The organism is Variovorax sp. (genome assembly GCF_965279555.1).
Classification (GTDB): domain Bacteria; phylum Pseudomonadota; class Gammaproteobacteria; order Burkholderiales; family Burkholderiaceae_C; genus Variovorax.
Genome location: NZ_OZ257247.1, coordinates 3,847,541 through 3,868,794, shown reverse-complemented (window position 1 = coordinate 3,868,794; position 21,254 = coordinate 3,847,541). Strand labels below are relative to the sequence as shown.

The 21,254-nt window shown below is 68.1% G+C and carries 19 protein-coding genes; 13 read left to right on the top strand and 6 right to left on the bottom strand.

The genetic code is table 11. The annotated features are described in order from the left end of the window. The first annotated feature begins 72 nt into the window (after positions 1 to 72). The 6 genes from ACQY8B_RS18310 (at position 73) to ACQY8B_RS18285 (ending at position 6,122) form a co-directional block, all read left to right on the top strand. The gene (locus ACQY8B_RS18310; protein ID WP_422088009.1) at positions 73 to 1,197 is read left to right on the top strand and encodes a hypothetical protein; all 1,125 of its coding nucleotides are present in this window, start codon (positions 73 to 75) and stop codon (positions 1,195 to 1,197) included. A 49-nt stretch (positions 1,198 to 1,246) separates the two neighbouring features. Next, positions 1,247 to 2,497, top strand: a complete 1,251-nt coding sequence (locus ACQY8B_RS18305; protein ID WP_422088008.1) for a toxic anion resistance protein — start codon at positions 1,247 to 1,249, stop codon at positions 2,495 to 2,497. Continuing rightward, on the top strand, positions 2,494 to 4,089 hold the full coding sequence (locus tag ACQY8B_RS18300; RefSeq protein ID WP_422088007.1) for a substrate-binding domain-containing protein: 1,596 nt from the start codon (positions 2,494 to 2,496) through the stop codon (positions 4,087 to 4,089). Before ACQY8B_RS18305 ends, ACQY8B_RS18300 begins: the two co-directional genes overlap by 4 nt. After that, on the top strand, positions 4,089 to 4,718 hold the full coding sequence (locus tag ACQY8B_RS18295) for a hypothetical protein (RefSeq protein WP_422088006.1): 630 nt from the start codon (positions 4,089 to 4,091) through the stop codon (positions 4,716 to 4,718). The genes ACQY8B_RS18300 and ACQY8B_RS18295 overlap by 1 nt, the downstream gene beginning before the upstream one ends. A gap of 364 nt (positions 4,719 to 5,082) precedes the next feature. After that, the gene (locus ACQY8B_RS18290) at positions 5,083 to 5,553 is read left to right on the top strand and encodes an N-acetylmuramoyl-L-alanine amidase (RefSeq protein ID WP_422088005.1); all 471 of its coding nucleotides are present in this window, start codon (positions 5,083 to 5,085) and stop codon (positions 5,551 to 5,553) included. Further along, on the top strand, positions 5,550 to 6,122 hold the full coding sequence (locus ACQY8B_RS18285) for a hypothetical protein (RefSeq protein ID WP_422088004.1): 573 nt from the start codon (positions 5,550 to 5,552) through the stop codon (positions 6,120 to 6,122). Before ACQY8B_RS18290 ends, ACQY8B_RS18285 begins: the two co-directional genes overlap by 4 nt. A gap of 40 nt (positions 6,123 to 6,162) precedes the next feature. Here the strand turns inward: ACQY8B_RS18285 and ACQY8B_RS18280 are convergent, their stop codons facing one another. Continuing rightward, the gene (locus tag ACQY8B_RS18280) at positions 6,163 to 7,821 is read right to left on the bottom strand and encodes a SulP family inorganic anion transporter (RefSeq protein ID WP_428745031.1); all 1,659 of its coding nucleotides are present in this window, start codon (positions 7,819 to 7,821) and stop codon (positions 6,163 to 6,165) included. A gap of 184 nt (positions 7,822 to 8,005) precedes the next feature. Here ACQY8B_RS18280 and ACQY8B_RS18275 point away from each other — a divergent pair, with 184 nt between their 5' ends. The 7 genes from ACQY8B_RS18275 to ACQY8B_RS18245 all read left to right on the top strand — a co-directional run bounded on the left by ACQY8B_RS18275 (position 8,006) and on the right by ACQY8B_RS18245 (position 16,080). Beyond that, positions 8,006 to 8,509 carry a (2Fe-2S)-binding protein gene (locus ACQY8B_RS18275; protein WP_081266484.1) on the top strand — a complete coding sequence of 168 codons (504 nt, stop codon included), beginning with the start codon at positions 8,006 to 8,008 and terminating at the stop codon, positions 8,507 to 8,509. Then, the gene (locus tag ACQY8B_RS18270) at positions 8,506 to 10,755 is read left to right on the top strand and encodes a molybdopterin cofactor-binding domain-containing protein (protein WP_422088002.1); all 2,250 of its coding nucleotides are present in this window, start codon (positions 8,506 to 8,508) and stop codon (positions 10,753 to 10,755) included. Before ACQY8B_RS18275 ends, ACQY8B_RS18270 begins: the two co-directional genes overlap by 4 nt. Beyond that, positions 10,752 to 12,056, top strand: coding sequence for a c-type cytochrome (locus ACQY8B_RS18265; RefSeq protein WP_422088001.1), 1,305 nt, complete (start codon positions 10,752 to 10,754; stop codon positions 12,054 to 12,056). Before ACQY8B_RS18270 ends, ACQY8B_RS18265 begins: the two co-directional genes overlap by 4 nt. Before the next feature lie 205 nt (positions 12,057 to 12,261). Then, positions 12,262 to 12,987: a hypothetical protein gene (locus tag ACQY8B_RS18260; protein WP_422088000.1), complete on the top strand. Its 726-nt coding sequence runs from the start codon at positions 12,262 to 12,264 to the stop codon at positions 12,985 to 12,987. Between the two features lie 201 nt (positions 12,988 to 13,188). Then, complete coding sequence (locus ACQY8B_RS18255) at positions 13,189 to 14,757, top strand: TerC family protein (protein ID WP_422087999.1); 1,569 nt, start codon at positions 13,189 to 13,191, stop codon at positions 14,755 to 14,757. A gap of 24 nt (positions 14,758 to 14,781) precedes the next feature. Continuing rightward, positions 14,782 to 15,411 (top strand): flavin reductase family protein, encoded by a 630-nt coding sequence (locus ACQY8B_RS18250; protein WP_422087998.1) that lies wholly within the window; start codon positions 14,782 to 14,784, stop codon positions 15,409 to 15,411. A 351-nt stretch (positions 15,412 to 15,762) separates the two neighbouring features. Then, entirely contained in the window at positions 15,763 to 16,080 is a 318-nt protein-coding gene (locus tag ACQY8B_RS18245; RefSeq protein WP_422087997.1) for a hypothetical protein, read from the top strand. Positions 16,081 to 16,117: 37 nt separating this feature from the next. On the opposite strand, the gene ACQY8B_RS18240 is transcribed toward ACQY8B_RS18245, so the two are convergent. From ACQY8B_RS18240 to ACQY8B_RS18220, 5 genes are all read right to left on the bottom strand, one after another. Then, the gene (locus tag ACQY8B_RS18240) at positions 16,118 to 16,921 is read right to left on the bottom strand and encodes a CPBP family intramembrane glutamic endopeptidase (protein WP_422087996.1); all 804 of its coding nucleotides are present in this window, start codon (positions 16,919 to 16,921) and stop codon (positions 16,118 to 16,120) included. 136 nt (positions 16,922 to 17,057) lie between these two features. Beyond that, the gene (locus ACQY8B_RS18235) at positions 17,058 to 17,921 is read right to left on the bottom strand and encodes a ChbG/HpnK family deacetylase (RefSeq protein ID WP_422087995.1); all 864 of its coding nucleotides are present in this window, start codon (positions 17,919 to 17,921) and stop codon (positions 17,058 to 17,060) included. Next, positions 17,914 to 19,542 (bottom strand): ArnT family glycosyltransferase, encoded by a 1,629-nt coding sequence (locus ACQY8B_RS18230; protein ID WP_422087994.1) that lies wholly within the window; start codon positions 19,540 to 19,542, stop codon positions 17,914 to 17,916. Before ACQY8B_RS18230 ends, ACQY8B_RS18235 begins: the two co-directional genes overlap by 8 nt. Beyond that, positions 19,539 to 20,513 carry a glycosyltransferase family 2 protein gene (locus ACQY8B_RS18225; RefSeq protein ID WP_422089068.1) on the bottom strand — a complete coding sequence of 325 codons (975 nt, stop codon included), beginning with the start codon at positions 20,511 to 20,513 and terminating at the stop codon, positions 19,539 to 19,541. The genes ACQY8B_RS18230 and ACQY8B_RS18225 overlap by 4 nt, the downstream gene beginning before the upstream one ends. A gap of 107 nt (positions 20,514 to 20,620) precedes the next feature. Continuing rightward, the gene (locus ACQY8B_RS18220; protein ID WP_422087993.1) at positions 20,621 to 21,205 is read right to left on the bottom strand and encodes a phosphatase PAP2 family protein; all 585 of its coding nucleotides are present in this window, start codon (positions 21,203 to 21,205) and stop codon (positions 20,621 to 20,623) included. Positions 21,206 to 21,254 lie beyond the last annotated feature (49 nt).

Genomic DNA, 21,254 nt, shown 5'->3' with positions numbered 1-21,254 from the left:
GTCATATTTCGTCATATTGCGTCGGCAGAATGTTTCTCGACCCCCGCTCACAGGGGGCGAGGAGCATGAGACTTGGAAATTCGCAAGCTGATCGCGCCGGTGCTGGCCGCGGTCCTGCTGGCCGCGGTGGCGGGCGGCGTCTGGTACTCGAACACCCGCCTGCACGATGAATCGGCCACCGCCGCGGCGGCCCGCATCGAGCAAGAGAAACAGGTCACGCTGCGCGGCCTGATCGGCTCGGAGAAAGAAACCTTCTTTGCCGACTCGCGCGTGCAGAAGGCCCTTGCCGCGCAGGGCATTACGGTTGTGGTCGAGAAGGCCGGCTCCCGCGCCATTGCCAGCCGCTACGACGCCAGCAAGTTCGACTTCGGATTCCCCTCGGGCGCGCCTGCCGCGGCGCAGCTCAAGACGCTGGCCAAGGCGCCCAACGTCTTCAACCCGTTCTACACGCCCATCGTGCTGGCCAGCTGGCGGCCGATAGCCGAGATCCTGGTGGCCAACGGCATTGCGCAGAAGCAGGGTGACTTCTACTACGTGGTCGACCTGCCGGGCCTGATGGCCATGATCGAGAAGGGCACGCGCTGGAAGGAGCTCAAGGCGAGCAGCGCGTTCTCCACCAGCAAGTCGCTGCTCATCAACTCGACCGACGTGCGCACCTCAAACTCGGCAGCCATGTACCTTGCGCTGGCGAGCTACCTCGCCAACAGCCAGCAGATCGTGCAGAGCCAGCAGGACGTGGACCGTGTCATGCCGGTGGTCGCGCCGCTCTTCCTGCGGCAGGGCTTCCAGGAGCAGTCGTCGGCCGGCCCGTTCGAAGACTACCTGGCGCTCGGCATGGGCAAGGCGCCGCTGCTGGTGGCCTACGAGTCGCAGATGGTCGAGTTCTGGCTCAAGAACCCCGACCGGCTCAAGAGCGACATGGTGCTGATGTACCCCAAGCCCACCGTCTTCTCCAAGCATGTGCTGGTGCCCTACACGCCGGCCGGTGCGCGCCTGGGTGCGGCGCTGGAGAACGACCCGGCCCTGCGCGAGCTGGCCCACGAATACGGCTACCGCACCGGCGGCGACACCAAGGGCCCTGAGACCTGGGCCGCGCGCGGCGTGAAGGTGCCCGAGGTGCTGGTCGACGTGATCGACCCGCCGAGCTTCGAGTGGCTCGAACGAATGACCGCGGGCATCGAAGCCCGCTTCAAGTGAATCAGCAAGCGAACGAACAAACACACAACGAACGAACCGAGGATCGACCATGAACGCGCCTGTCACCACCGCAACCACCACCACCGCTGCCGCTCCCATCGACCTGCAGCCGCCCCAGGCTTTCACGCTGGAGCCGCCCGCGCCCGTCGCGCCGGTGCCGGTCGAATCGGCCAGCGGCAAGGTGCGCCTGAAGCCCGAGGACTTGGCCGAGCTCGACGCGCAGGTGGCGCGCTTCATCGACGACATCACCCAGCACGACAGCCAGCATCCGCAGTTCAAGGAAGCGGTGGAGCGCATCCATTCGATGGGCAGCAAGGACATCGAGGCCTCGGCGTCGGTGTCGAACCGCATGCTCGAACGGCCCGTGGGCTCGCTGCGAAACGGCCTGTTCGACAAGGGCGCGCAGATCGGCCAGTCGCTGATCGACCTGCGCCACCAGGTGGAAGACCTCGATCCCTCGAAGCAGGGCGACCTGTTCTCGGCGCGCAAGCTGCTGGGCATCATTCCGCTGGGCAACAAGCTGCTGGCCTACTTCGAGCGCTACCAGTCGTCGCAGTCGCACCTGAACGCGATCATCGAATCGCTCAAGCGCGGCAAGGACGAGCTGCTGCGCGACAACACCGCCATCGAGCAGGAAAAGGTCAACCTCTGGACGCTGATGGAGCGGCTCGAAAAGTACGTGCACATCGGCAAGGCGCTCGACGGCCAGCTCGACGCCAAGGCGCGCGCGCTGGAAACCACCGACCCCGAGAAGGCCCGCGTGATCCGCGAGGAAATGCTGTTCTACGCTCGCCAGAAGGTCACCGACCTGCTCACGCAGCTCGCGGTGAACATCCAGGGCTACCTGGCACTGGACATGATCCGCAAGAACAACCTGGAGCTGATGAAGGGCGTGGACCGCGCCACCACCACCACCGTGGCCGCGCTGCGCACCGCGGTGATCGTGGCGCAGGCGCTGTCGAACCAGAAGCTGGTGCTCGACCAGATCAGCGCGCTCAACGCCACCACCGGCAACCTCATCGCCAGCACCAGCGAGATGCTGCGCGACCAGAGCAGCGCCATCCACCAGCAGGCCGCCTCCAGCACCATCGAGATCGCCAAGCTGCAGCAGGCCTTTGCCAACATCTACCAGACCATGGACACGATCGCCGACTTCAAGAGCCGGGCGCTCGACTCCATGCAGACCACGGTGGACACGCTGACGAATGAAGTCGCCAAGAGCCGCACCTACCTCGACCGCGTGCGCCGCCAGGAAACGAACGAGGCGCTGCAGCAGCCGCGCGGCGAGGTCGCGCTGTGAGCCTGTGGCCGCGCCGGCTGGCGCTGACGCTGCTGGCGGCGTTGTCGCTGGGCCTTGCGGCTTGCGGCAGGGATGAACCGCAGGGCACCGCGGCGGCTGTAGCAGATACAGCCGCCTTCACCATCCTCGCGGGCTCGGAGCTGAAGGACCTGGAAGGCCCCATCGTCGATGCCGCCAAGGCTGCGGGCGTGGAGGTGAAGTTCTCGTACGCCGGCACGCTGGACATCGTCGAGCGCATCAACGCCGGCGAGCGCTTCGACGCGATCCTGCCGCCCAACGGCGCGTACCCGGCGCTGGCGCTGCAGACCAAGCCGCTGGCGCGCGACAAGCTCTTCTATTCGCGCATTGCGCTCGGCGTGAAGAACGCCAAGGCTGCGCAGCTCGGCTGGAACAAGAAGCCGCCGGGCTGGGCCGAAATTGCCAAGGCCGCGGGCTCCGGCCAGCTGCGCTACGGCATGACCAACGCCACCAGCTCCAACACCGGCATGAGCGCGCTGTTCGCCGTGGCCTCCGCGCTGGCCGGCAAGACGGAAGACCTGACGGCGCAGGACGTGGACGAGAAAACGCTCAAGGCCTTTCTTTCGGGCCAGAAGCTCACGGCGGGCAGCTCTGGCTGGCTGGCCGACGCCTACGTGAAAGACCCGTCCGCCATCGACGCGATGGTCAACTACGAGGCTGTGATCCTGCGCGCCAACGAGAAGCTGCCCAAGGCCGACCAGCTCGCGCTGATCTATCCGCGCGACGGCATGATCTCGGCCGACTATCCGCTGATGCTGCTCAACGACCGCAAGCGAGACGCCTATACCCAGCTGGTCGGCGCGCTCAAGGCCGCGCCGTTCCAGCGCGACGCGCTGTCGGCCGCCTTCCTGCGACCCGCCAACCCCGAGGTGCCCGCCGCCAGCGCGCTGCCCACCGCCGCCGTGGCCGAGCTGGGCTTTCCCAACCGGCTGGAGGTGATCGACGCGGTGCTCGGCACCTACCAGTCGCAGTGGCGCAAGCCCGCCACCTCGATCTTCGTGCTCGACCTCAGCGGTTCGATGCAGGGCGCGCGGCTGGAGTCGATGCGCGAGGCGCTCAAGCTGCTGTCCGGCGCCGATGCAGCCAGCACCGCCGCGGCCACCGCCAGCACGCGCTACAGCGCCTTCCAGAGCCGCGAGCGCGTGGTGCTCATCACCTTCGCCACGCAGGTGCAGGCACCGGTGTGGGTGCGTTTCGACGCCGACCAGATCGACAGCGCCCGCGCCGAGCTGCGCCAGCGCGCAGATGCCATGAAGGCCGACGGCGGCACCGCCATCTACTCGGCGCTGGCCGCCGCCGAAGACCTCGCGCGGCAGGAGCAGCAGAACGACCCCGGGCGCTTCGTCAGCATCGTGCTGCTGACCGACGGCGAGAACAACTCCGGCCTGCGGCCCGGCGAGTTCCGCGACCGTTACGCCGCAAGCGGCCTGCCGGCGCGCATCTTCCCGATCCTGTTCGGCGAAGGCAACGTGGACGAGATGCGGCAGATCGCGCAGCTTTCGGGCGGCCGCGAATTCGACGGCCGCAAGCTGCGGCTGGCGCAGGTGTTCAAGGAAATCCGGGGCTACCAGTGATGCCGGAGCGTTCGCTGAAGCTGCGCGCGCTGCTGTTCCTGTACGGCAACGGCAACATCCTGGGCTGCGCGCTGGCGCTGCTGGGGCCGGCGCTGCTGTTCGCGGGCGTGATCGACCGGGGCTGGCTGCTGATCACCGCCGGCCTGTACGTGGCCGGCTGGCTGATGGGCCGCAAGGCGCCCGAGCTGGAGCGCCGCATAGAAGACAGCCTCAGCGTGGAGCAGACGCTGGAGCGCCTCGACCGCGTGGTCGCGCAGGCGCAGCCGCACCTGACCGAGGACATGCGCAAGAGCCTGGACAACGTGCGCGGCTCGGTGGGCGAGGTGCTGCCGCGGCTGGTGGGCGCCGGCTCGCACGGCGACGACCTGTTCACCGTGCGCGAGACCGTGCTGCGCTACCTGCCCGAGACCCTCGCCAACTACGTCGCGCTGCCGCCGGCCTTCCGCATGACGCATGCGGTGAAGGATGGCAAGACGGCGCGCCAGTTGCTGGGCGAACAGCTGGGCTTGCTCGATGCCAAGCTGCGCGAGATCGTCGCGAACGTGGCGTCGAGCGATGCCGCCGCGCTGGTGGCCAACGGGCAGTTCCTGGAGAAGAAATTCCGCCAGCCCGACTTCCTGGCCAGCTGAAACCAGCCGCGCAGAAGCTCAGAACGGATAGTGGCGCGGCGTCGTCTGCACCGTGATCCAGCGCAGCTCCGTGAAGGCCTCCACGCCGGCCTCGGGCTTCGGCAACCTCTCGCACTCAGCCGCGTGTTTCGCGAGCACACGGGCGGCAGCCCTGGCGAGTTCAGGCGGCAGGCCGCATTGCGCTGACCGACCCGAATGCTGCGTCTGCGGTGACGCAGAAAAGCGGCAACTCGGGCCGCTACAAATCAAATGTTCGGGTCGATATCATCCTGGGCGGGCACATCGAAGCAAGCCTGCAGGTTGATGACCTGCATGTCCCGGAGTGCCCACATCAACAACGAGAAATTAATTTCCGGGAGGCCGTATGGCAATTCAAATTGACCCGGATGGAATGATCATTCACGCGAAAGTCCGCAATGCGCGTAGCCCTGCGATCGAACGCGGTAGGCGTACAAGCACGATCACAGGCATCGTCGTGCACCAGACCGATGCGGAAACTTCAGCATCCTCGCTGAACAGCTACACACGCCCAAAGGCCAATGGCGCGCACTTTCTTGTCGACACCGATGGCACTATTTACCAGACCGCCGCGATCTACCAGCGCACGAACCATGTCGGGCCGCTGAAGGCGAGGTGCCTGATCACCGGAAAGTGCTCTCCGCGGGACTACCCTGCGACCACCGCCCAGAACCAAGCACTTTCGTGGCATGTCAAGGCGCTCGAGGACTCAATGCAGATCGCACCGAGCGAGATATTCCGACATCCTGAAGCCAGCAGAAAAAATACGACAGAGGCACAAGGTGCGAATTGGAATTTGGTGGTCCCGACGCCATGAGAAAAGTCATCGCTCTTGCGGTAACGCTGGCTACCGTCTCTTTGGCCCCGTCGGTTCACGCGGCAGACAAGCGCTATCCGGCAGCCTTCGTAAGGTCGATCAAGATCGATAACCCGTCGGGGAGAACAGCGTGGGAGAACAAGGATCTTCTAGATTGTCACGATGTTGTCTTGACTGTCGAAGATGTGCTCTATGCGCTACGTCATATGCGCAGGGTCTCAAAGAGGTCGTATCTCGTGCCGCAGGCGCAAGAAACCGGATGTGAGGGCAGTGCGCTCGTTACTTTCAAGAACGGAAAAATCCTCGCTATCGGCATCGAGCCCACGGGGAGAATCAGTACCGCAGAGTTGGACGAGGCGCTTGGACCCACGACTGACCCTGGAAGCTACTACGACTGCGAGCCCTGCAACGATCGCAAGATGGCAATGCTCAAAGATGCTCTGAATCGGGCAGATGAACGGCGCCTCAAGCGACTGGAGGCAGAAGGTCAGATTCCACCAGGTCAGGCGGAACCACGGCTTAAAGCTCTGCGCGAAAGCCGCGAGCCGAAACCACACCCCAAGAACTGAAATCCACACGGTCTAACACGCGGCCTCCTGCGGCACGTGATCAAGAAGGGCGTGGTGTCCTGTTTTCTGGCTGCACCGCATCGTCCACGCTCCAAGGCGCATAGACATCAGCGTGCAGATCGGGCGAGTTCACCTTGGCCAGCAGGTCGCGCACGTCGTCCTTCACCCGCGCCAGCGACAGGCGCAGGCCGCGCACGCGCACGTAGGCCGCGAAGTCGCACAGCGCCTCGATGCTGGTGGCGTCCAGGTCGGGCGACTCCTCCAGGCTCAGCACCATGCGCCGCAGGCCCGGCGTGGCGTCGATGCGTGCGCGGATCGACGCGAACACCGCATCGGCATTGCCGAAGAACAGCGGCACCTCGGGCCGCGCGATCAGCACGCCCGGCGGCACCGCCGCCTCGGGGTGGCGGGCGGTGTCGACATAGTCGTGGCTCTGCCCCAGCCGGCCGAGCCAGCTCACCGTGGTCCGCGAGAAGCCGCGCAGCAGCAGCAACAGGCTCACGCCGATGGCCGCCAGCAGCCCGTCGAGCACGCCCAGCACCAGCACGGCGGCCACCGCCACCAGCGCCACCAGGCGGTCGCGTCGCCAATGGAAATACGGCCGCAGCGCCGAGGGGTTGAGCGAATGGCTCACCGCGTTGATCACGATGGCCGCCAGCAGCGGCTCGGGCGTGTGCGCGATCCACGGCAGCAGCGTGAACACCGCCACCCCCACCACCAGCCCCGCCACGATGCCCGCCGCGCGGCTCTGCGCGCCCGCCGATTCGTTGGCCGAGGTGGCCGAATAGCCCGCACCCACCGGCATGCCCTGGAACAGCGCCGACAGCATGTTCGCGCCGCCCAGCGCCAGCAGGTCGCGGTTGGCCGATACGTTGTCGCCGTGGCGCATGGCGAAGGTACGGATCGAGCCGTATGACTCCGCATAGAGGATCAGCGCCATCGCGAACGCGAGCCCGCCCAGGTTCTGCCATTGCGCGCGGTCGAGTTGCGGCACGCCGGGGTGCGAGAAGTCGAGCGAGATCGGCCCCACGGCGGCCACGCCCCACGCGTGACACAGTCCGCTCACGTCGAGCAAGATGCCGGCCACGATCACCAGCAGCGCCGCCGGCACCGCGCGCCAGCGCGAGAGCCCGCGCAGCAGCAGCAACGCGGCCAAGGCCATCGCCGCGCCGGCCAGGTTCCAGTGCCGCCATTCGCCGGCCAGTCCGGCGAAGAGGCGGAAGAAGTCGCTGTGCGCCGGCTGCACCGACAGCACCTTGGGCAGCTGCTTGACCACGATGGTCAGCGCCAGGCCCAGCGCAAAGCCGCGCAGCACCGGCTTGGCGATGAGGCTGGACACCGCGCCCAGCTTCGCGATGCCCGCGATCACGAAGAACACCCCGGCCAGGGCGACGATGGCGGCGCCCATTGCCAGCCGCGTGGCCGTGTCGATGCCCGGCATCGACGTGGTGGCCGCGAACAGCACCGCGGCCGAAGACGAGGTGGCCGAGACGATCGCGAAGCGGCTGCTGCCGAAGATGCCGTAGACCAGCAGGCCGGCGAAGAGCGCGATCACCCCGGCCTGGGGCGGCAGGCCCGCGATGCCCGAATAGGCCACCGCCTCCGGTAGCAGCAGGCCGGCGATGGAGACGCCGGCCACGAGGTCTGCGACGCCGGGGCGGCGGGTGGCGCCGGGCGGCGATGCGGCTTCTGCGGACATGGACATGGCCTTTTTGCTTTTTTGTTGTCGCGGGATGCTGGCAGCCGCTGGCGGACCGGAAGCTGACGATGAAAACTTTTGTTGGCGATTCCTGGCGGGTCTGGAAAAGCCCAAGCGCATTTTTCAAACTGGCGCTATGGTGCAGTGCCGACCCCCGATGAAACAAGCAGAAAAGGCAGGGCCCATGATTGATATCAACATCAACGGCCAGTCCGTTGCTGTCAACGCTCCCGACGACATGCCCTTGCTCTGGGCATTGCGCGACATCGTGGGGCTTACAGGAACCAAGTTCGGTTGCGGCATCGCGCAGTGCGGCGCCTGCACCGTGCACCTCGACGGCCAGCCCGTGCGCTCTTGCGTGCTGCCGGTCGGCGCGATCGGCAAGAAGGCCGTCACCACCATCGAAGCCATCGCGCAGACCCCGGCCGGCCAGAGCATCCAGAAGGCCTGGCTCGACGTCGACGTGGTGCAGTGCGGCTACTGCCAGTCCGGGCAGATCATGTCCGCCGCGGCGCTGATACAGCGCACGCCCAACCCGAGCGACGCCGACATCGACCTCGCCATGTCGGGCAACGTCTGTCGATGCTGTACCTACTCGCGCATCCGGGCGGCCATCAAGCAGGCCGCGACGGGCAAGCCCGAGGTGCTGCAGTCGGTGGTGACGATGCCGGCCAGGAGCGCATCGTGAGCGCCGCCGCCGGAATCAGCCGGCGCGCCGCCTTGCAGGCCGGCGGCCTGGCGCTGGCCTTCACCTGGGTCGGCGGCGGGAAGGCCTTTGCGGCCATCAGTGCGCGCCAGCAGCCCGCGGACGCGGCCGCCGCGCTCGCGGACGGCAACCCGGCTTTCGCGCCGAACGCCTTCATCCGGATCGACGCCGACGGCGGCGTGCGCCTCGTGATGCCGATGGTCGAGATGGGCCAGGCCATCTACACCGGCTCGGCGATGCTGCTGGCCGAGGAACTCGGCGTCGAGCTCGACCAGGTGCGCGTGGAGCATTCGCCGCCCAATGAAGCGCTCTATGGCATGCCGCTGCTCGGCGGCCAGATCACCGGCGGCTCGACCAGCACGCGCGGCACCTACGCCGTGCTGCGCGAGGCCGGTGCCGTCGCGCGCACGCTGCTGGTCGGCGCAGCCGCCGCGCAATGGAGCGTCGACCCCGCGAGCTGCACGGTCGCGCGCGGCGTGGTGAGCCACGCGGCTTCGAATCGGCAGCTCGGCTTCGGCGCGCTTGCAGCGGCAGCCGCGAAGCTGCCGATGCCGGCCAAGGTGGCGCTGAAGGAGCCAAAGGACTTCAAGCTCATCGGACAGCCGCTGCGGCGTGTCGACTCGGCCGGCAAGGTCAACGGCAGCACGCAGTTCGGCATCGACGTGCGTGTGCCGGGCATGAAGGTGGCGACTGTCAAGGCCAGCCCCACGCTCGGCGGCGTGCTGGCCTCGGTGGACGACAAGGCCGCGCGCGCGATTCCCGGCGTGATCGACGTGCTGCGCATCAAGGACGCGGTCGCCGTGGTGGGCGAGCATTTCTGGGCCGCGAAGCGGGGCCTCGACGCGCTGAAGATACGGTGGACGCCGGGGCAGAACGCCACGCTCACGACGCAGCAACTGCGCTCGGCGCTGGCCGATGCGCTCGCGAAGGACAAGGCGATCGTCGGCAAGGAAACCGGCAAGCGGCCCGAGGGCACGCTGGTGCAGGCCACCTACGACCTGCCGATGCTGGCGCACGCGACCATGGAGCCGCTCAACACCACGGTGCATGTGCGGCCCGACGGGTGCGAGATCTGGGTCGGCACGCAGGTGCCGGCGCGCTGCGTGAGCGTGGCCGCCAGGATCACCGGGCTGGCCGAGGACAAGGTCGTGCTGCACAACCAGTACCTGGGCGGCGGCTTCGGCCGGCGGCTGGAGACCGACTCGGTCGAGCAGGCCGTGGCCTTTGCGAAGCAGGTGGCGTATCCGCTCAAGGTAGTGTGGACGCGCGAGGAAGACATCCGCCACGACATCGTGCGGCCGATGTACCACGACGACATCTCGGCCGTGGTCGACGGCGACGGGCAGATCCTGTGGTTCGGCGACCGCATCTCCGGCGGCACCGTGCTGGGCCGCTGGGCCCCGGCCTTCATGGGCAAGGACGGCATGGACGGCGACCTGATCGAATGCGTCGCCGAGCCCTGCTACGACCTGCCGAACCTCAAGGTGGAATGGGTGCGGCACGACATGCCGAGCGGCCTGAACGTCGGCTGGTGGCGCGGCGTGGGGCCGACGCACAACCTCTTCGTGCTGGAGAGCTTCATCGACGAACTGGCGCAGCGCGCGAAGAAGGACCCGGTGGCCTACCGGCGCGCGCTGCTGAAGAAGAACCCGCGCACGCTCGCGGTGCTCGACCTGGCCGCCGACAAGATCGGCTGGGGCAAGGGCGCGCTGCCGGCACGCGTGGGGCGAGGCGTGGCCGTGGGCGACCCGTTCGGCAGCCGCGTGTGCGCCATGATCGAGGTCGAGGTCACGCCGCAGGGCGAGGTGCGGCTGCGGCGCGCGGTGGTCGCGCTCGACTGCGGCATTGCGGTGAACGCGGGTTCCATCGAGGCGCAGATCCAGGGCGGCCTGCTGTTCGGTCTCAGCGCCGCGCTGTTCAGCGAGATCACGCTGCGCGAGGGCGCCATCGAGCAGAGCAACTTCCACGACTACCGGATGCTGCGCATCAACGAGTCGCCACCGGTCGAGGTCCACACCGTCAAGAGCGGTGAGGCGCCCGGCGGGCTCGGCGAAGTCGGCACCGCCATCGCCGCGCCGGCGCTGGCCAACGCGATCTTCGCGGCCACCGGCGTGCGCCTGCGCGCGCTGCCCGTGAACCGCGCGCTGCTGGTGCAGGACAAGGAGGCGCTGAAGAAAAAGATCGCCGATGCCGCGCATACGGCACCGGGTGAAAGGAGCACGGCATGAAGCGACTCTTCAAGCTGCTGGTGGCCGTGCTGGTGGTGGGCGCGGCGCTGTACTTCTTTCTCAACCGCACCGACAAGTCGGAGGGCGAGGCGCCCGTGCTGGCCGGCGCGCCGGCCGATGCGGCGCTGCTGGTGCGTGGCGAATACCTCACCAAGGCCGCCGACTGCATCGCGTGCCACACGGTGCCCGGCAAGGGTGAGCCCTTTGCGGGCGGGCTGCCTTTCGTGCTGCCCTTCGGCACCATCTATTCGTCGAACATCACGGCCGACCCGGCCACCGGCATCGGCAACTGGAGCGACGACCAGTTCGTACGCGCCATGCACGACGGCGTGCGCGCCGACGGGCAGCGCCTGTACCCGGCGTTCCCGTACACCTCGTACACAGCGCTCAGCCGCAAGGACGTGCTCGCGATCAAGGCGTATCTCTTCAGCCTGCCCCGGGTGAAGCAGCCGAACCGCGAGGCCGACCTCGGCTTTCCGTTCAACCAGCGCTGGGCCATGGGCTTCTGGAACGCGGCCTTCTTCAAGAGCCGCCGCTTCGAGGCCGATCCGTCGCAGCCGCCCGCATGGAACCAGGGCAAGTACCTGGCCACCGCGCTGGGCCATTGCGCGGAATGCCACACGCCGCGCAACTTTGCCTTCGCGCTGGAGACCAGCAACAACCTGGCGGGCGAAACTGTCCAGGGCTGGCGCGCCTACAACATCACGTCGGACGCCAAGAACGGCATCGGCGGATGGAGCGACGCGGAGATTGCCGCGTACCTCACGACGGGGCACGCCGACGGCCGGGGCTCGGCCTCGGGGCCGATGGGCGAGGCGGTGGAACACAGCCTGCAGTACCTGAAGGCCGAGGACACCGCGGCGCTGGTGAGCTACCTGCGCACGGTGCCCGCGAAGTCCGGCAAGGAGCCGATCGAGATCGATGCGAAGGCGCCCTGGGCCGTGGCCTCGAGCGCGGCCGCGCCGGCGGCCAACACGGCCGAAGGGCATGAGCAGGGGCTCAGGCTCTTCGCCGCGGCATGCGCCAGTTGCCACCAGTGGAACGGGCAAGGGCAGCAGACCAACTACGCGTCGCTACTGGGAACGCGCGGCGTGAACGACCCCGGCGGCGCGAACGTCACGCAGATGATCTTGCGGGGCGTGAAGATGCGCTTGCATGACAACGAGGTCTACATGCCCGCGTTCGACAAGGCATACACGGACACCGAAGTCGCGGCGCTCGCGAACTACGTCATCGCGCAGTTCGGGAACAAGCAGGGCACGGTGACGCCGGAGTTCGTGGCGAAGCAGCGCGCGCAGTGAGTGCTTAAGCAGAGGTCAGGCAACGGCCCGCGCGGAACTTAAGTCTTCCTACCTATCGGCCCTGTCGACGCGGCGCCGATACCGGAAAAAAGAGCCCCGCGACGCCGTGCGCATGCGCGTTCGGACCGCATCGCGCTGTTAAGGTGTGCCCCTGCTTTTTTCGATCCACGCTCCCCGCCCGCTGTCCACGCATTGGGCAGTCCACATGCCTATCCGTCACGCCAGAATCTTTCCCCGCCACGCGTTCTACTGTGTGCTGGGCGGACTGGCCGTGGTCTATGCGTTGTGCGCGGTGATGCTGGTGCCCGCGCGGATCTTCATCCTGCCTTTTCTTTCCGATGGCGAACCGGTGTCCGACGAAGGCATGCTCTTCCTCGCGTCGATGGCGGTTCCGGTGGGGCTTTACCTGATCGTCTGGCGGGGCGGAGATTTCTTCGCGTGGTGGCGCACGCCACCGGTGCTGACGCTGGGCGCGCACGGCCTGCAGCTCGGCCGGCGCATCGTCGCCTTTGCCGACGTGACGCGGCTGCGCCATCGCCACGGCCGCAACCACATGCTGATCACCACGCGGCGCGGCAAGACCACGCGGCTGCGGCTCGGCCTTTGGGATCACGCGGACGCGCTGCGGGCCGAGATCGAAGAGGCGATCGGCAGGGTGCTGCGCGGCGAGGTCGAGCGGCGCATGCATGCCGGCGACACGGTGGACTTCGGCGCGCTGGGCATGAATGCGGAAGGGCTGGTGCACAAGGGGCAGCTCATCGCGTGGTCGAGCATCGACACGGTGCACACGCAATCGGAGACCGACGGCGTGCTGGTGGACGAGCATCTGGTGATCATCGCGAACGGCCGGACGCGCCGCATCGACCGCTCGAAGATCGAGAACGAACCGGTGCTGCTGGCCTGCCTGATGCAGCGCCTGCCGGCCGGCTGATGCGGGTTCGATAGACTGGAGGGGTGAAATCCTCCTCCGAGCCTCCCAGTAGGCCGCTGGCCTGCGCCAGCTTCCGCCTGTCTCCGTGCGCCGCGACCGACCTTTTCGCGGCTCCCGTCCATCCCGCCTTTTCCCCGTCGTTGCCCGACATGGCCCGCGCCATGCCGGGCCGCACGCGTTGCCGCGCCTTCTTCTTCCGCCATGATCGTTGAACTGCTCACCGACCCCGCCGCCTGGATCGGTCTCCTGACGCTGGTCGTCCTGGAGATCGTGCTGGGCATCGACAACCTGATCTTCATCGCGATCCTCGCGGAGAAGCTGCCGCCTCACCTGCGCGACCGCGCCAGGCGGCTGGGCCTGGGCCTGGCGCTCTTCATGCGGCTGGGGCTGCTGTCGGTGGTTTCGTGGCTGGTCACGCTGACCGCGCCGTTGTTCACCGTGTTCGGCCAGGGCTTTTCGGGGCGCGACCTGATCCTGCTGGTGGGCGGCCTGTTCCTGCTGTTCAAGGCCACGTCGGAGCTGCACGAGCGGCTCGAGGGCGTGACGCACATGGCCGGCGGCTCGACGGCCTATGCGAGCTTCGGCCTGGTGGTGACGCAGATCGTGGTGCTCGACGCGGTGTTCTCTCTCGACGCGGTCATCACCGCCGTGGGCATGGTCGACCACCTGCCGGTGATGATGGCGGCGGTGGTCATCTCGATCGGCATCATGCTGTGGGCGTCGAAGCCGCTCACGCGCTTCGTCAACGCGCATCCCACGGTGGTGGTTCTGTGCCTCAGCTTCCTGCTGATGATCGGCCTGAGCCTGGTGGCCGAGGGCCTGGGCTTTCACATTCCGAAGGGCTACCTGTACGGCGCCATCGGCTTCTCCGTGATGATCGAGGCGCTGAACCAGTGGGCCAAGCGCAATGCGCTGAAGCACGAGGCGCGCCGTCCGCTGCGCGACCGCACGGCCGAATCCATCCTGCGGCTGCTGGGCGGCCGCGCGCCGGGCGAACCGGCACTGGCCGGTGCCTCGGCCGAAGGGGCCATGCCGCTGCCGGAGCCGGCTTTCGCGGTCGAGGAGCGCAACATGGTCAGCGGCGTGCTGTCGCTGGCCGAGCGCAACGTGCGCTCGGTGATGACGCCGCGCGCCGACATCTCCTGGGTGGACCTGAACGACGACCCCGAGGCGGTGCGAGAGCAGCTGCTCGACACGCCGCACGGCATCTTCCCGGTGTGCCGCGGCTCGCTCGACGAGGTGGTGGGCGTGGCACGCGCCAAGGACCTGCTGGGCCACCTGCTGCGGCACGGAAAGATCGACGAGAGCGGCGGCCTGCGCGCGCCGATCTACGTGCCCGAGTCGACCACGGTGATCCGCCTGATCGACACGCTGCGCGGCGCGCGCGGGCAGCTTGCGCTGGTCAACGACGAGCACGGCACGCTGACCGGCGTGGTCACACCCATCGACGTGCTCGAAGCCATCGCGGGCGAGTTTCCCGACGAGGACGAGACGCTGGAAATCCAGCAGACCGCCGCCGACACCTGGACCGTGTCCGGCAGCGCCGACCTGCACCTGCTGGAGCAGGCGCTGCAGACGCACGGCCTGCTGAGCGACGACGACAGCTACACCTCGGTCGCCGGCTTCCTGCTCGCGCGCTTCGGCGGCCTGCCTTCGCCGGGCCGGAAATGGGTGCATGACGGCTGCGAGTTCGAGGTGACCGACGTTGACGCGCAGCGTATCCGCACGGTGGTGGTGCGGCGCCTGCCTGCGACAGAATCAGGGAACTGAACTGCTGTTGCAAGAGCCCATGCCATGAACGCCTCCCACCACCGCCTGCCCGTTCCCCTCGACAAGGCCTACCGCCTGCTGAACCACGGCCCCACCGTGCTGGTGAGCGCGGCGCACGGCGGCCAGCGCAACATCATGGCCGCGGCCTGGGCCATGCCGCTGGACTTCGCGCCGCCCAAGGTGGCGGTGGTGCTCGACAAGAGCACCTGGACGCGCGTGCTGCTCGAAGGTGCCGGCAGCTTCGCTCTGCAGGTGCCCACGCGCGCGCAGCTCGACCTGACGGAAGCGCTGGGCAACAGCTCCGGCCGCGAGATCGTCGAGCAGTCGGGGCACGACAAGTTCGCGGCCTATGGCCTGCAGACCTTCGCGGGCACGGCCACCGATGCGCCGCTGCTCGAAGGCTGCGCGGCGTGGCTCGAATGCCGACTGCTGCCCGAGCCGCATATCCAGCAGAGCTACGACCTGTTCCTGGGCGAGGTGATCGCCGCGCAGGCCGATTCGCGCGTGTTCGCCAACGGGCGCTGGAACTTCGACGGGCATGACGAGCTGCGCACGCTGCACCACGTGGCGGGCGGCCACTTCATCGTCGACGGGGAGGCGGTCGATGCGCGGCCGCAGACCTTGCAGCATCAACGTGTCTCCGCGACCAGCTGAGCATCGGCTCCGAAGCTGCCGGTAGTCCGAGCAATAGGGCTCTTTCGTGACAAAGGCCCGTGGTCCTCGCCCGTCTCACTCTCACAATCTCTCGCCTTTGAAACCTCGGCACACTCGCTGGCCGAATCCGCGAGCGACGGCTGCCTAACTGATATGAACAAGCATCTTGCACCTCGTCTGCCATCGGGCCGGCTTTTTCGCTCCATCGTGACTGCTTCTTGCACAGCCATCCTCGCAGCGTGCAGCAGTACGCCGCCAATACCGTACGCGCTCCCCGACGGCATACCTAGTGCTAATTTGCGGAGTGTTCTGCTCGGAGCTTCCGGGCGACATGAGTCGATCAGCGTGTGGATGTCGGGCGATCAGGCCCGTGGTCTAGGCTCCGGCAATCTATTCGACGTCCGGTCGTCCAAGAGCAGGCCCGAGGGCTATGTCAAAGTCCCCGCGAACGAAGAAATAACCCTCGTCTACTTCGAAATGGCGTCCGGCAATCGCACATGCAAGATTGCGATCAAGACGGTGCTGGAAGCTGGAAAGAACTACTCGCTTGACGGCGGCTTCGCCTACGAGGAGGGCGTGATCCCGATTCTTTTCGGCACACGCAAGTGCAGACTTGGAGTCATCGACGATGCGACGCGGCTGCCGGTTCCATTGCGGTCCGGCAAGTAGATGCGTCGACCCAACATGCGTGGCTCCGATCCGCGATCTAGGCCGACGTGCGCCGCGCCGGCCTGGCCACCAGCATCAGCCTCAGCACCAGCGTGCCGCACACGGCTGCGACAAGTGCAAGCAGCGCGACCCACAGCAGGCGTACCGGCGACGCGGCATCGAGCCAGTCCGCGAACAGCAGCGTGGCGCTGTTGTACGCGGCATGCAGCGCGATGCAGGGAATGAGCGAGCGCGTGCGCTCGTAGAGCCACGCGAGCACCGTGCCCATGATGAAGCCGACCACGAACTGGTAGATGTTCATGTGCGCGGCGCCGAACAGCAGGGCCGAGAGGAAGATGGCCTGCCAGCGCGGATAGCGCTGCAGGAAGCCGCGCAGCACGATGCCGCGGAACAGCATTTCCTCGAGCAGCGGCGCCACCACGCACACCGCCAGCACGGCCGCGACGCTGCCGTCGGCCATGCGGCTGAACATGGCTTCTTCCCAGGCCGAGAGCGGCGCGATGCGTACCAACAGGTTGAAGGCGGAAGTGATGGTCAGCAGCAGCGCGGGCACCAGCAGCAGCACAGGCGGCACCACCAGCAGCAGCGTGACGCCGGCGGAAGCGCGCGACTGGTGGAACAACTCGCGCCATGTGAGCTGCTGCGCATGCATCACCGCCGCGAACACGCAGCCGTTGCCCAGCACGGCAGAGAGCACGCCGATCTGCATGCCGTTCAGGCCGAGCCACCGGTTGGCATCGCGCAGCGCCGCACCCACGACGATCTCGCACAGGCACAGCGCGATGAACAGCAGTGCGGCTTGCGCCGCCGAGGGAAAGGCGGTGCTTTTCGGAGAGGGCATGGGAGAGTCGGGCTGCGCGGATGAGGAGGCGCGCATGTTAGCGCCCCCATGTTGCACATGGCAGTGGCTTGCCTACCTGGCCGGCGCCGCCACCCAAAGGAAGGCTGCCAGATAGCCGGCCCCGGCGAAACCGGTCCTATGCATGGGCGAGTTCGCCACGCCTGAAGACTTGCGACAGCGGCGTGATCGCGATCCCGCCTGCCTGCCCTCGAGGCGGCAGCGAGAGCGCGCGCAGCACCGCGTATTCGCGCATGCGCGCCGAGCCGTGCGGGTCGCCGGGCTGTATGCCGGTCGACGGGTGGCACATCAGCACGTCGCCGGTGCGGCAGGCTGCGAGCCATTCGGCCAGGTGCGCTTCGTAGCCCTGCACGTCGCCGGTGAAGTCGTACACGCCGAGCAGGCGCCGGCTCACCGGAATGCCGTGCTCCTTGGCGAGCGCCGCCAGCCGCGCGCCGCCCAGTGCGTGGATCACGCGGGCCTTCAGCCGGTCGGGGCCGTTACTGGCGCCCGGCGCGGTGTAGCGCACCCACGGCGGCGACTGGGGGTAGCGGCGCACGATCTCGTCGACCAGCAGTTCGCGCACCACCGGGAACTGGTGCACGTGCCGGTGGCCGTCGACGAACGCGGGCGCGCGGCCCATCGCGTCTTCGAAGCGGGTGAACTGGTCGCGGATGTCGGCGTGGAGCACGGGCGAGAACACGGTGCGCGTGTAGGTCCGCGCGATCAGCCCCGCGAGGCCGGGCTCGGGGCCGTCGGGCGTGTCGGGCCGCGTGAGGTCCAGGTGCAGGCCCACGTCCAGCCGCGCGGTGTCGAGCCGCCGCAGCGCCCGTGCGCCCGCGACCCATGCGCCGCGCCGCACCATGCCGCCGGTCGCGGAGATCTTGCCCAGCTCGGAAAGCTCGAGCACGGCGGCGTTGATGCCGGGGCTCATGCCGAAGTCGTCCGCGCACACGCAGAGGTGGCGCATCGTCGGCCCCAGCGGGCTGGATGTATCAGTCATTGCCATTCGTGGAGGGGACAGGCACGGGAGGGGAGGGTAGGGCGGCACCGGCAGGCGCGGGCGCAGGGGCAGGGGTGCCCAGGCAGTCCGGGTCGCGCGTGGCGCTTCCCTGGAAGCGCCATGCAGCCATGCTTTCGTTGACCGCCACCAGCTGCGCCTTGCCCAGCCAGGGGTTCGACAGCTGCGAGGCGATCGGCCCGACCAGCCAGGTGGTGCGCGGCACGCACAGCACGGGCGCGAGCTGTGTCCGGTCGACCAGCGTGGCGTCGGCGCGCGCGGGCTCGAAGCGGCTCGCATCGAAGATCTCCTTGCGCCAGTTGTCGCGGGTGTCGATGGCGGCGGCCTTCCAGTCGTCCGACACGAGCACCGGCTGGCGCAGGTTCCAGTAGAACGGGATCTCGTAGTAGTAGCTGTCGAGCATCATCACCTGGTCGCCCGGGGCCACCGACTGGCCCGCCGGCAGCCGCAGCCGCGTGCCCGGAGGCACCGAGTAGATGGCGACCGCGACCACGCACACCACGCACAGCGCGGCTGCAACCGCCGCCGTGGCGCGCATTCCGGGCAGCAGCTTCTCGACGACGCGGCCGGCCAGCACGCGCTGCGCGATCAGGCAGGCCAGCGGCGGCAGCGCGGGCAGCACGTAGCCGACCAGCTTGGATCGCGGCATCGAGAAGAACACCACGATCACCGCCAGCCAGATCCACATGAGCCAGTCGACGTCGGACAGGCGCGATCGGGGCGCGCTGTCCTTGTCGTCCTTGCCGCGCGGCACGAACACCCAGGCGAACCACGGCAGCGTGAGCACCGCCAGCACCGGTATGTAGAACCAGAAAGGGTGCTCGTTGTTGAACCCCGACGAAGCGAAGCGCCGGAAGTGCTGGGTGATGACGAAGTAGTCGAAGAACTCGGGATACTTCAGCTGCATGGCGACGAACCACGGGCCCGCCACCGCCAGCAGGATCGCCCAGCCCGGCAGCCACAGCGCGAGCTTCAGCACCACGGTCTTGCGCGTTGCTGCGCACCACAGCACCAGCACCGCACCGGGCAGCACCAGGCCGATCAGTCCCTTGGCCAGCAGCCCGGCCGCGGCCGTCAGGTAGGCGCCCGCGAGCAGTGCGCGCCACGGCTCGCCGCGCTCCCGCGCCAGCGCCGCGCCGGCGGCCAGCAGCACCGTGGCCGAGATGCACCCGGCCACCAGCATGTCGAGGTTGGCGAACTGCGCGCCCAGGAAGAAGAAGGGCGTGGTCACCAGCACCACGGTCGACAGCAGCGCCTGCCGCAGCGTCGACCAGCGCCGCAGGAACAGGAACAGCGCCGCCGCCGCAGTGCCCGCGCCGATGATCGAAGGCAGCCGCGCCGCCCATTCGACCGGGCCCGTGACCGACATCGCCGCCGCGCCGATCCAGTAGAACAGCGGCGGCTTGTGGAAGAAGGGCAGGCCGTCCAGCCGCGGCACCAGCCAGTCGCCGGAGCGCAGCATCGCGAGCGCCACGCCGCCGTAGCGCCCTTCGTCGGGCGCCATCAGCGGGCGCACCCATGCGGTCGCGAGCAGCCATGCGAACAGCGCGGCAATGAGCCAGAGGGGGCGGGGCGAGGTCCACCAGGAAGCACGTCGTCTCATGGTTTCCCGGTCTCGGACTCGAGTCCCTTGCCGTGTTCGCGCCGGACCACGTACAGCGGACGGCCCTTGACCTCCTCGTAGATGCGGGCGATGTATTCGCCCACGATGCCGGTGGAGATCATCTGGATGCCGATGAAGAACATCAGGCTCACGACGATGGTGGTCCAGCCGGACACGGAGTTGCCGAACAGCAGGTGGTCGATGGTCACGTAGGTGCCGTAGCCGAAGGCCGGCACCGCAAGCAGGAGGCCCACCACGCTCACCATGCGCAGCGGCCAGGTGGTGAAGGCGGTGAGGCCGTCGATGGCCAGGCCGATCAGCCGGCGCGCGTTGAACTTGGTGGTGCCTTCTGCGCGCGGCGCGGGCGTGTAGGGCAGCGCCACGGCGCGGAAGCCCACCCAGGCGTAGAGGCCCTTCATGAAGCGGCTGCGCTCGGGCATGGCCATGAGCGCGTCGACCACTTTGCGGTCCATCAGGCGGAAGTCGCCCGCGTCCTTCGGCACCTCGAAACGGTCCGACGAATTGACGAGGTTGTAGAAGAGCTTGCTGCCGAGCTGCTTGAAGCGGCTTTCGTCGCTGCGTTGCTCGCGCACCGCGTAGACCACCTCGGCGCCCGCCGTCCATTGGGCGAGCATCGCGTGGATCAGCTCGGGCGAGTGCTGCAGGTCACCGTCCAGCAGCACCACGGCGTCGCCGGTGGACGCCGCAAGGCCGGCGGTGAGCGCGGCTTCCTTGCCGAAGTTGCGCGACAGCGAGATGCAGCGAAAGCCCGCGAGCTCGCACCATGCCTCGGCCACGGCGGCGGTGTCGTCGGTGCTGCCGTCGTCCACCACGATGATTTCCCAGCGCAGCCGCGTGGCCCAGAGGATGTCCTCGAGCAGCGGCAGCATCAGGCGCAGATTGGCCGCCTCGTTGTAGCAGGGAATGACGCACGAGATGCTGCGCGCGTCGGCGGCGGGTGCGTCGGGCATGCCGGCCTGGGCCAGCGGCTCGGGGGCGCCGGAGGTGCCGGACGGGAAGGCCGTGTCAGGGGTGATGCCGGCGCCGGTGCGCGAATGTCTTGCGGTGGACGAAGAGATCATGAGTGCCTCCAGAGAGAGCTGGTCGCCGGGCTGTCGGCGGGTGCGCGGCCAGTTCGCGGGACGAAGAAGAGAAAGAGCCACCGCGCGATGGCGATTGCGCCGGCGACGACCGCGCCCAGCAGCAGGCCTGCGACGATGTCGGCCGGAAAATGCACGCCCACGTACACGCGCGCCCACCCGGTGGCGGCGGCCAGCGCGAGCAGCGGCATGCCGATGCGGCGCAGGCCGGGGCGCAGCATGAAGGCCAGCGCGACCATGAACATGACGGCCGCATGTGTGCTCGGCATCGAGCCGCGGCTCGCATGCTCGATGTATGACTGTCCCAGCCCCGCGGCGAAGGGGCGCGGAACATTGAGGGCCGTGGCGATGGTGTGCGCCAGCAGCGAGGTCACGCCGGCGGCGGCGGCCACGATGCACAGGTAGGCGCGGTCGGCGCGTTGCCGCCACAGCGTCACTGCGACGATGCCCGCGCCGAGCCAGCTGCCCCAGAGCGCGAAGGCGATGGCGACCGAAAGCACCCATGGCGTGGGATGGCTGCCGGCGTAGATCCAGTGAAAGAATGCGAGGTTCAGCGCGTCCATGGCGCCACTCCTTGCGGATGAATGCGAACAACAGGCGCAGGGCTGCGCA

Coding starts and splice junctions, on each gene's coding strand:
- ACQY8B_RS18305 (WP_422088008.1), top strand. CDS start 1,247: ATGAACGCGCCTGTCACCACCGCAACCACCACCACCGCTGCCGCTCCC.
- ACQY8B_RS18295 (WP_422088006.1), top strand. CDS start 4,089: ATGCCGGAGCGTTCGCTGAAGCTGCGCGCGCTGCTGTTCCTGTACGGC.
- ACQY8B_RS18290 (WP_422088005.1), top strand. CDS start 5,083: ATGGCAATTCAAATTGACCCGGATGGAATGATCATTCACGCGAAAGTC.
- ACQY8B_RS18285 (WP_422088004.1), top strand. CDS start 5,550: ATGAGAAAAGTCATCGCTCTTGCGGTAACGCTGGCTACCGTCTCTTTG.
- ACQY8B_RS18280 (WP_428745031.1), bottom strand. CDS start 7,821: ATGTCCGCAGAAGCCGCATCGCCGCCCGGCGCCACCCGCCGCCCCGGC.
- ACQY8B_RS18275 (WP_081266484.1), top strand. CDS start 8,006: ATGATTGATATCAACATCAACGGCCAGTCCGTTGCTGTCAACGCTCCC.
- ACQY8B_RS18265 (WP_422088001.1), top strand. CDS start 10,752: ATGAAGCGACTCTTCAAGCTGCTGGTGGCCGTGCTGGTGGTGGGCGCG.
- ACQY8B_RS18260 (WP_422088000.1), top strand. CDS start 12,262: ATGCCTATCCGTCACGCCAGAATCTTTCCCCGCCACGCGTTCTACTGT.
- ACQY8B_RS18255 (WP_422087999.1), top strand. CDS start 13,189: ATGATCGTTGAACTGCTCACCGACCCCGCCGCCTGGATCGGTCTCCTG.
- ACQY8B_RS18250 (WP_422087998.1), top strand. CDS start 14,782: ATGAACGCCTCCCACCACCGCCTGCCCGTTCCCCTCGACAAGGCCTAC.
- ACQY8B_RS18245 (WP_422087997.1), top strand. CDS start 15,763: ATGTCGGGCGATCAGGCCCGTGGTCTAGGCTCCGGCAATCTATTCGAC.
- ACQY8B_RS18240 (WP_422087996.1), bottom strand. CDS start 16,921: ATGCCCTCTCCGAAAAGCACCGCCTTTCCCTCGGCGGCGCAAGCCGCA.
- ACQY8B_RS18235 (WP_422087995.1), bottom strand. CDS start 17,921: ATGACTGATACATCCAGCCCGCTGGGGCCGACGATGCGCCACCTCTGC.
- ACQY8B_RS18230 (WP_422087994.1), bottom strand. CDS start 19,542: ATGAGACGACGTGCTTCCTGGTGGACCTCGCCCCGCCCCCTCTGGCTC.
- ACQY8B_RS18225 (WP_422089068.1), bottom strand. CDS start 20,513: ATGCCCGACGCACCCGCCGCCGACGCGCGCAGCATCTCGTGCGTCATT.
- ACQY8B_RS18220 (WP_422087993.1), bottom strand. CDS start 21,205: ATGGACGCGCTGAACCTCGCATTCTTTCACTGGATCTACGCCGGCAGC.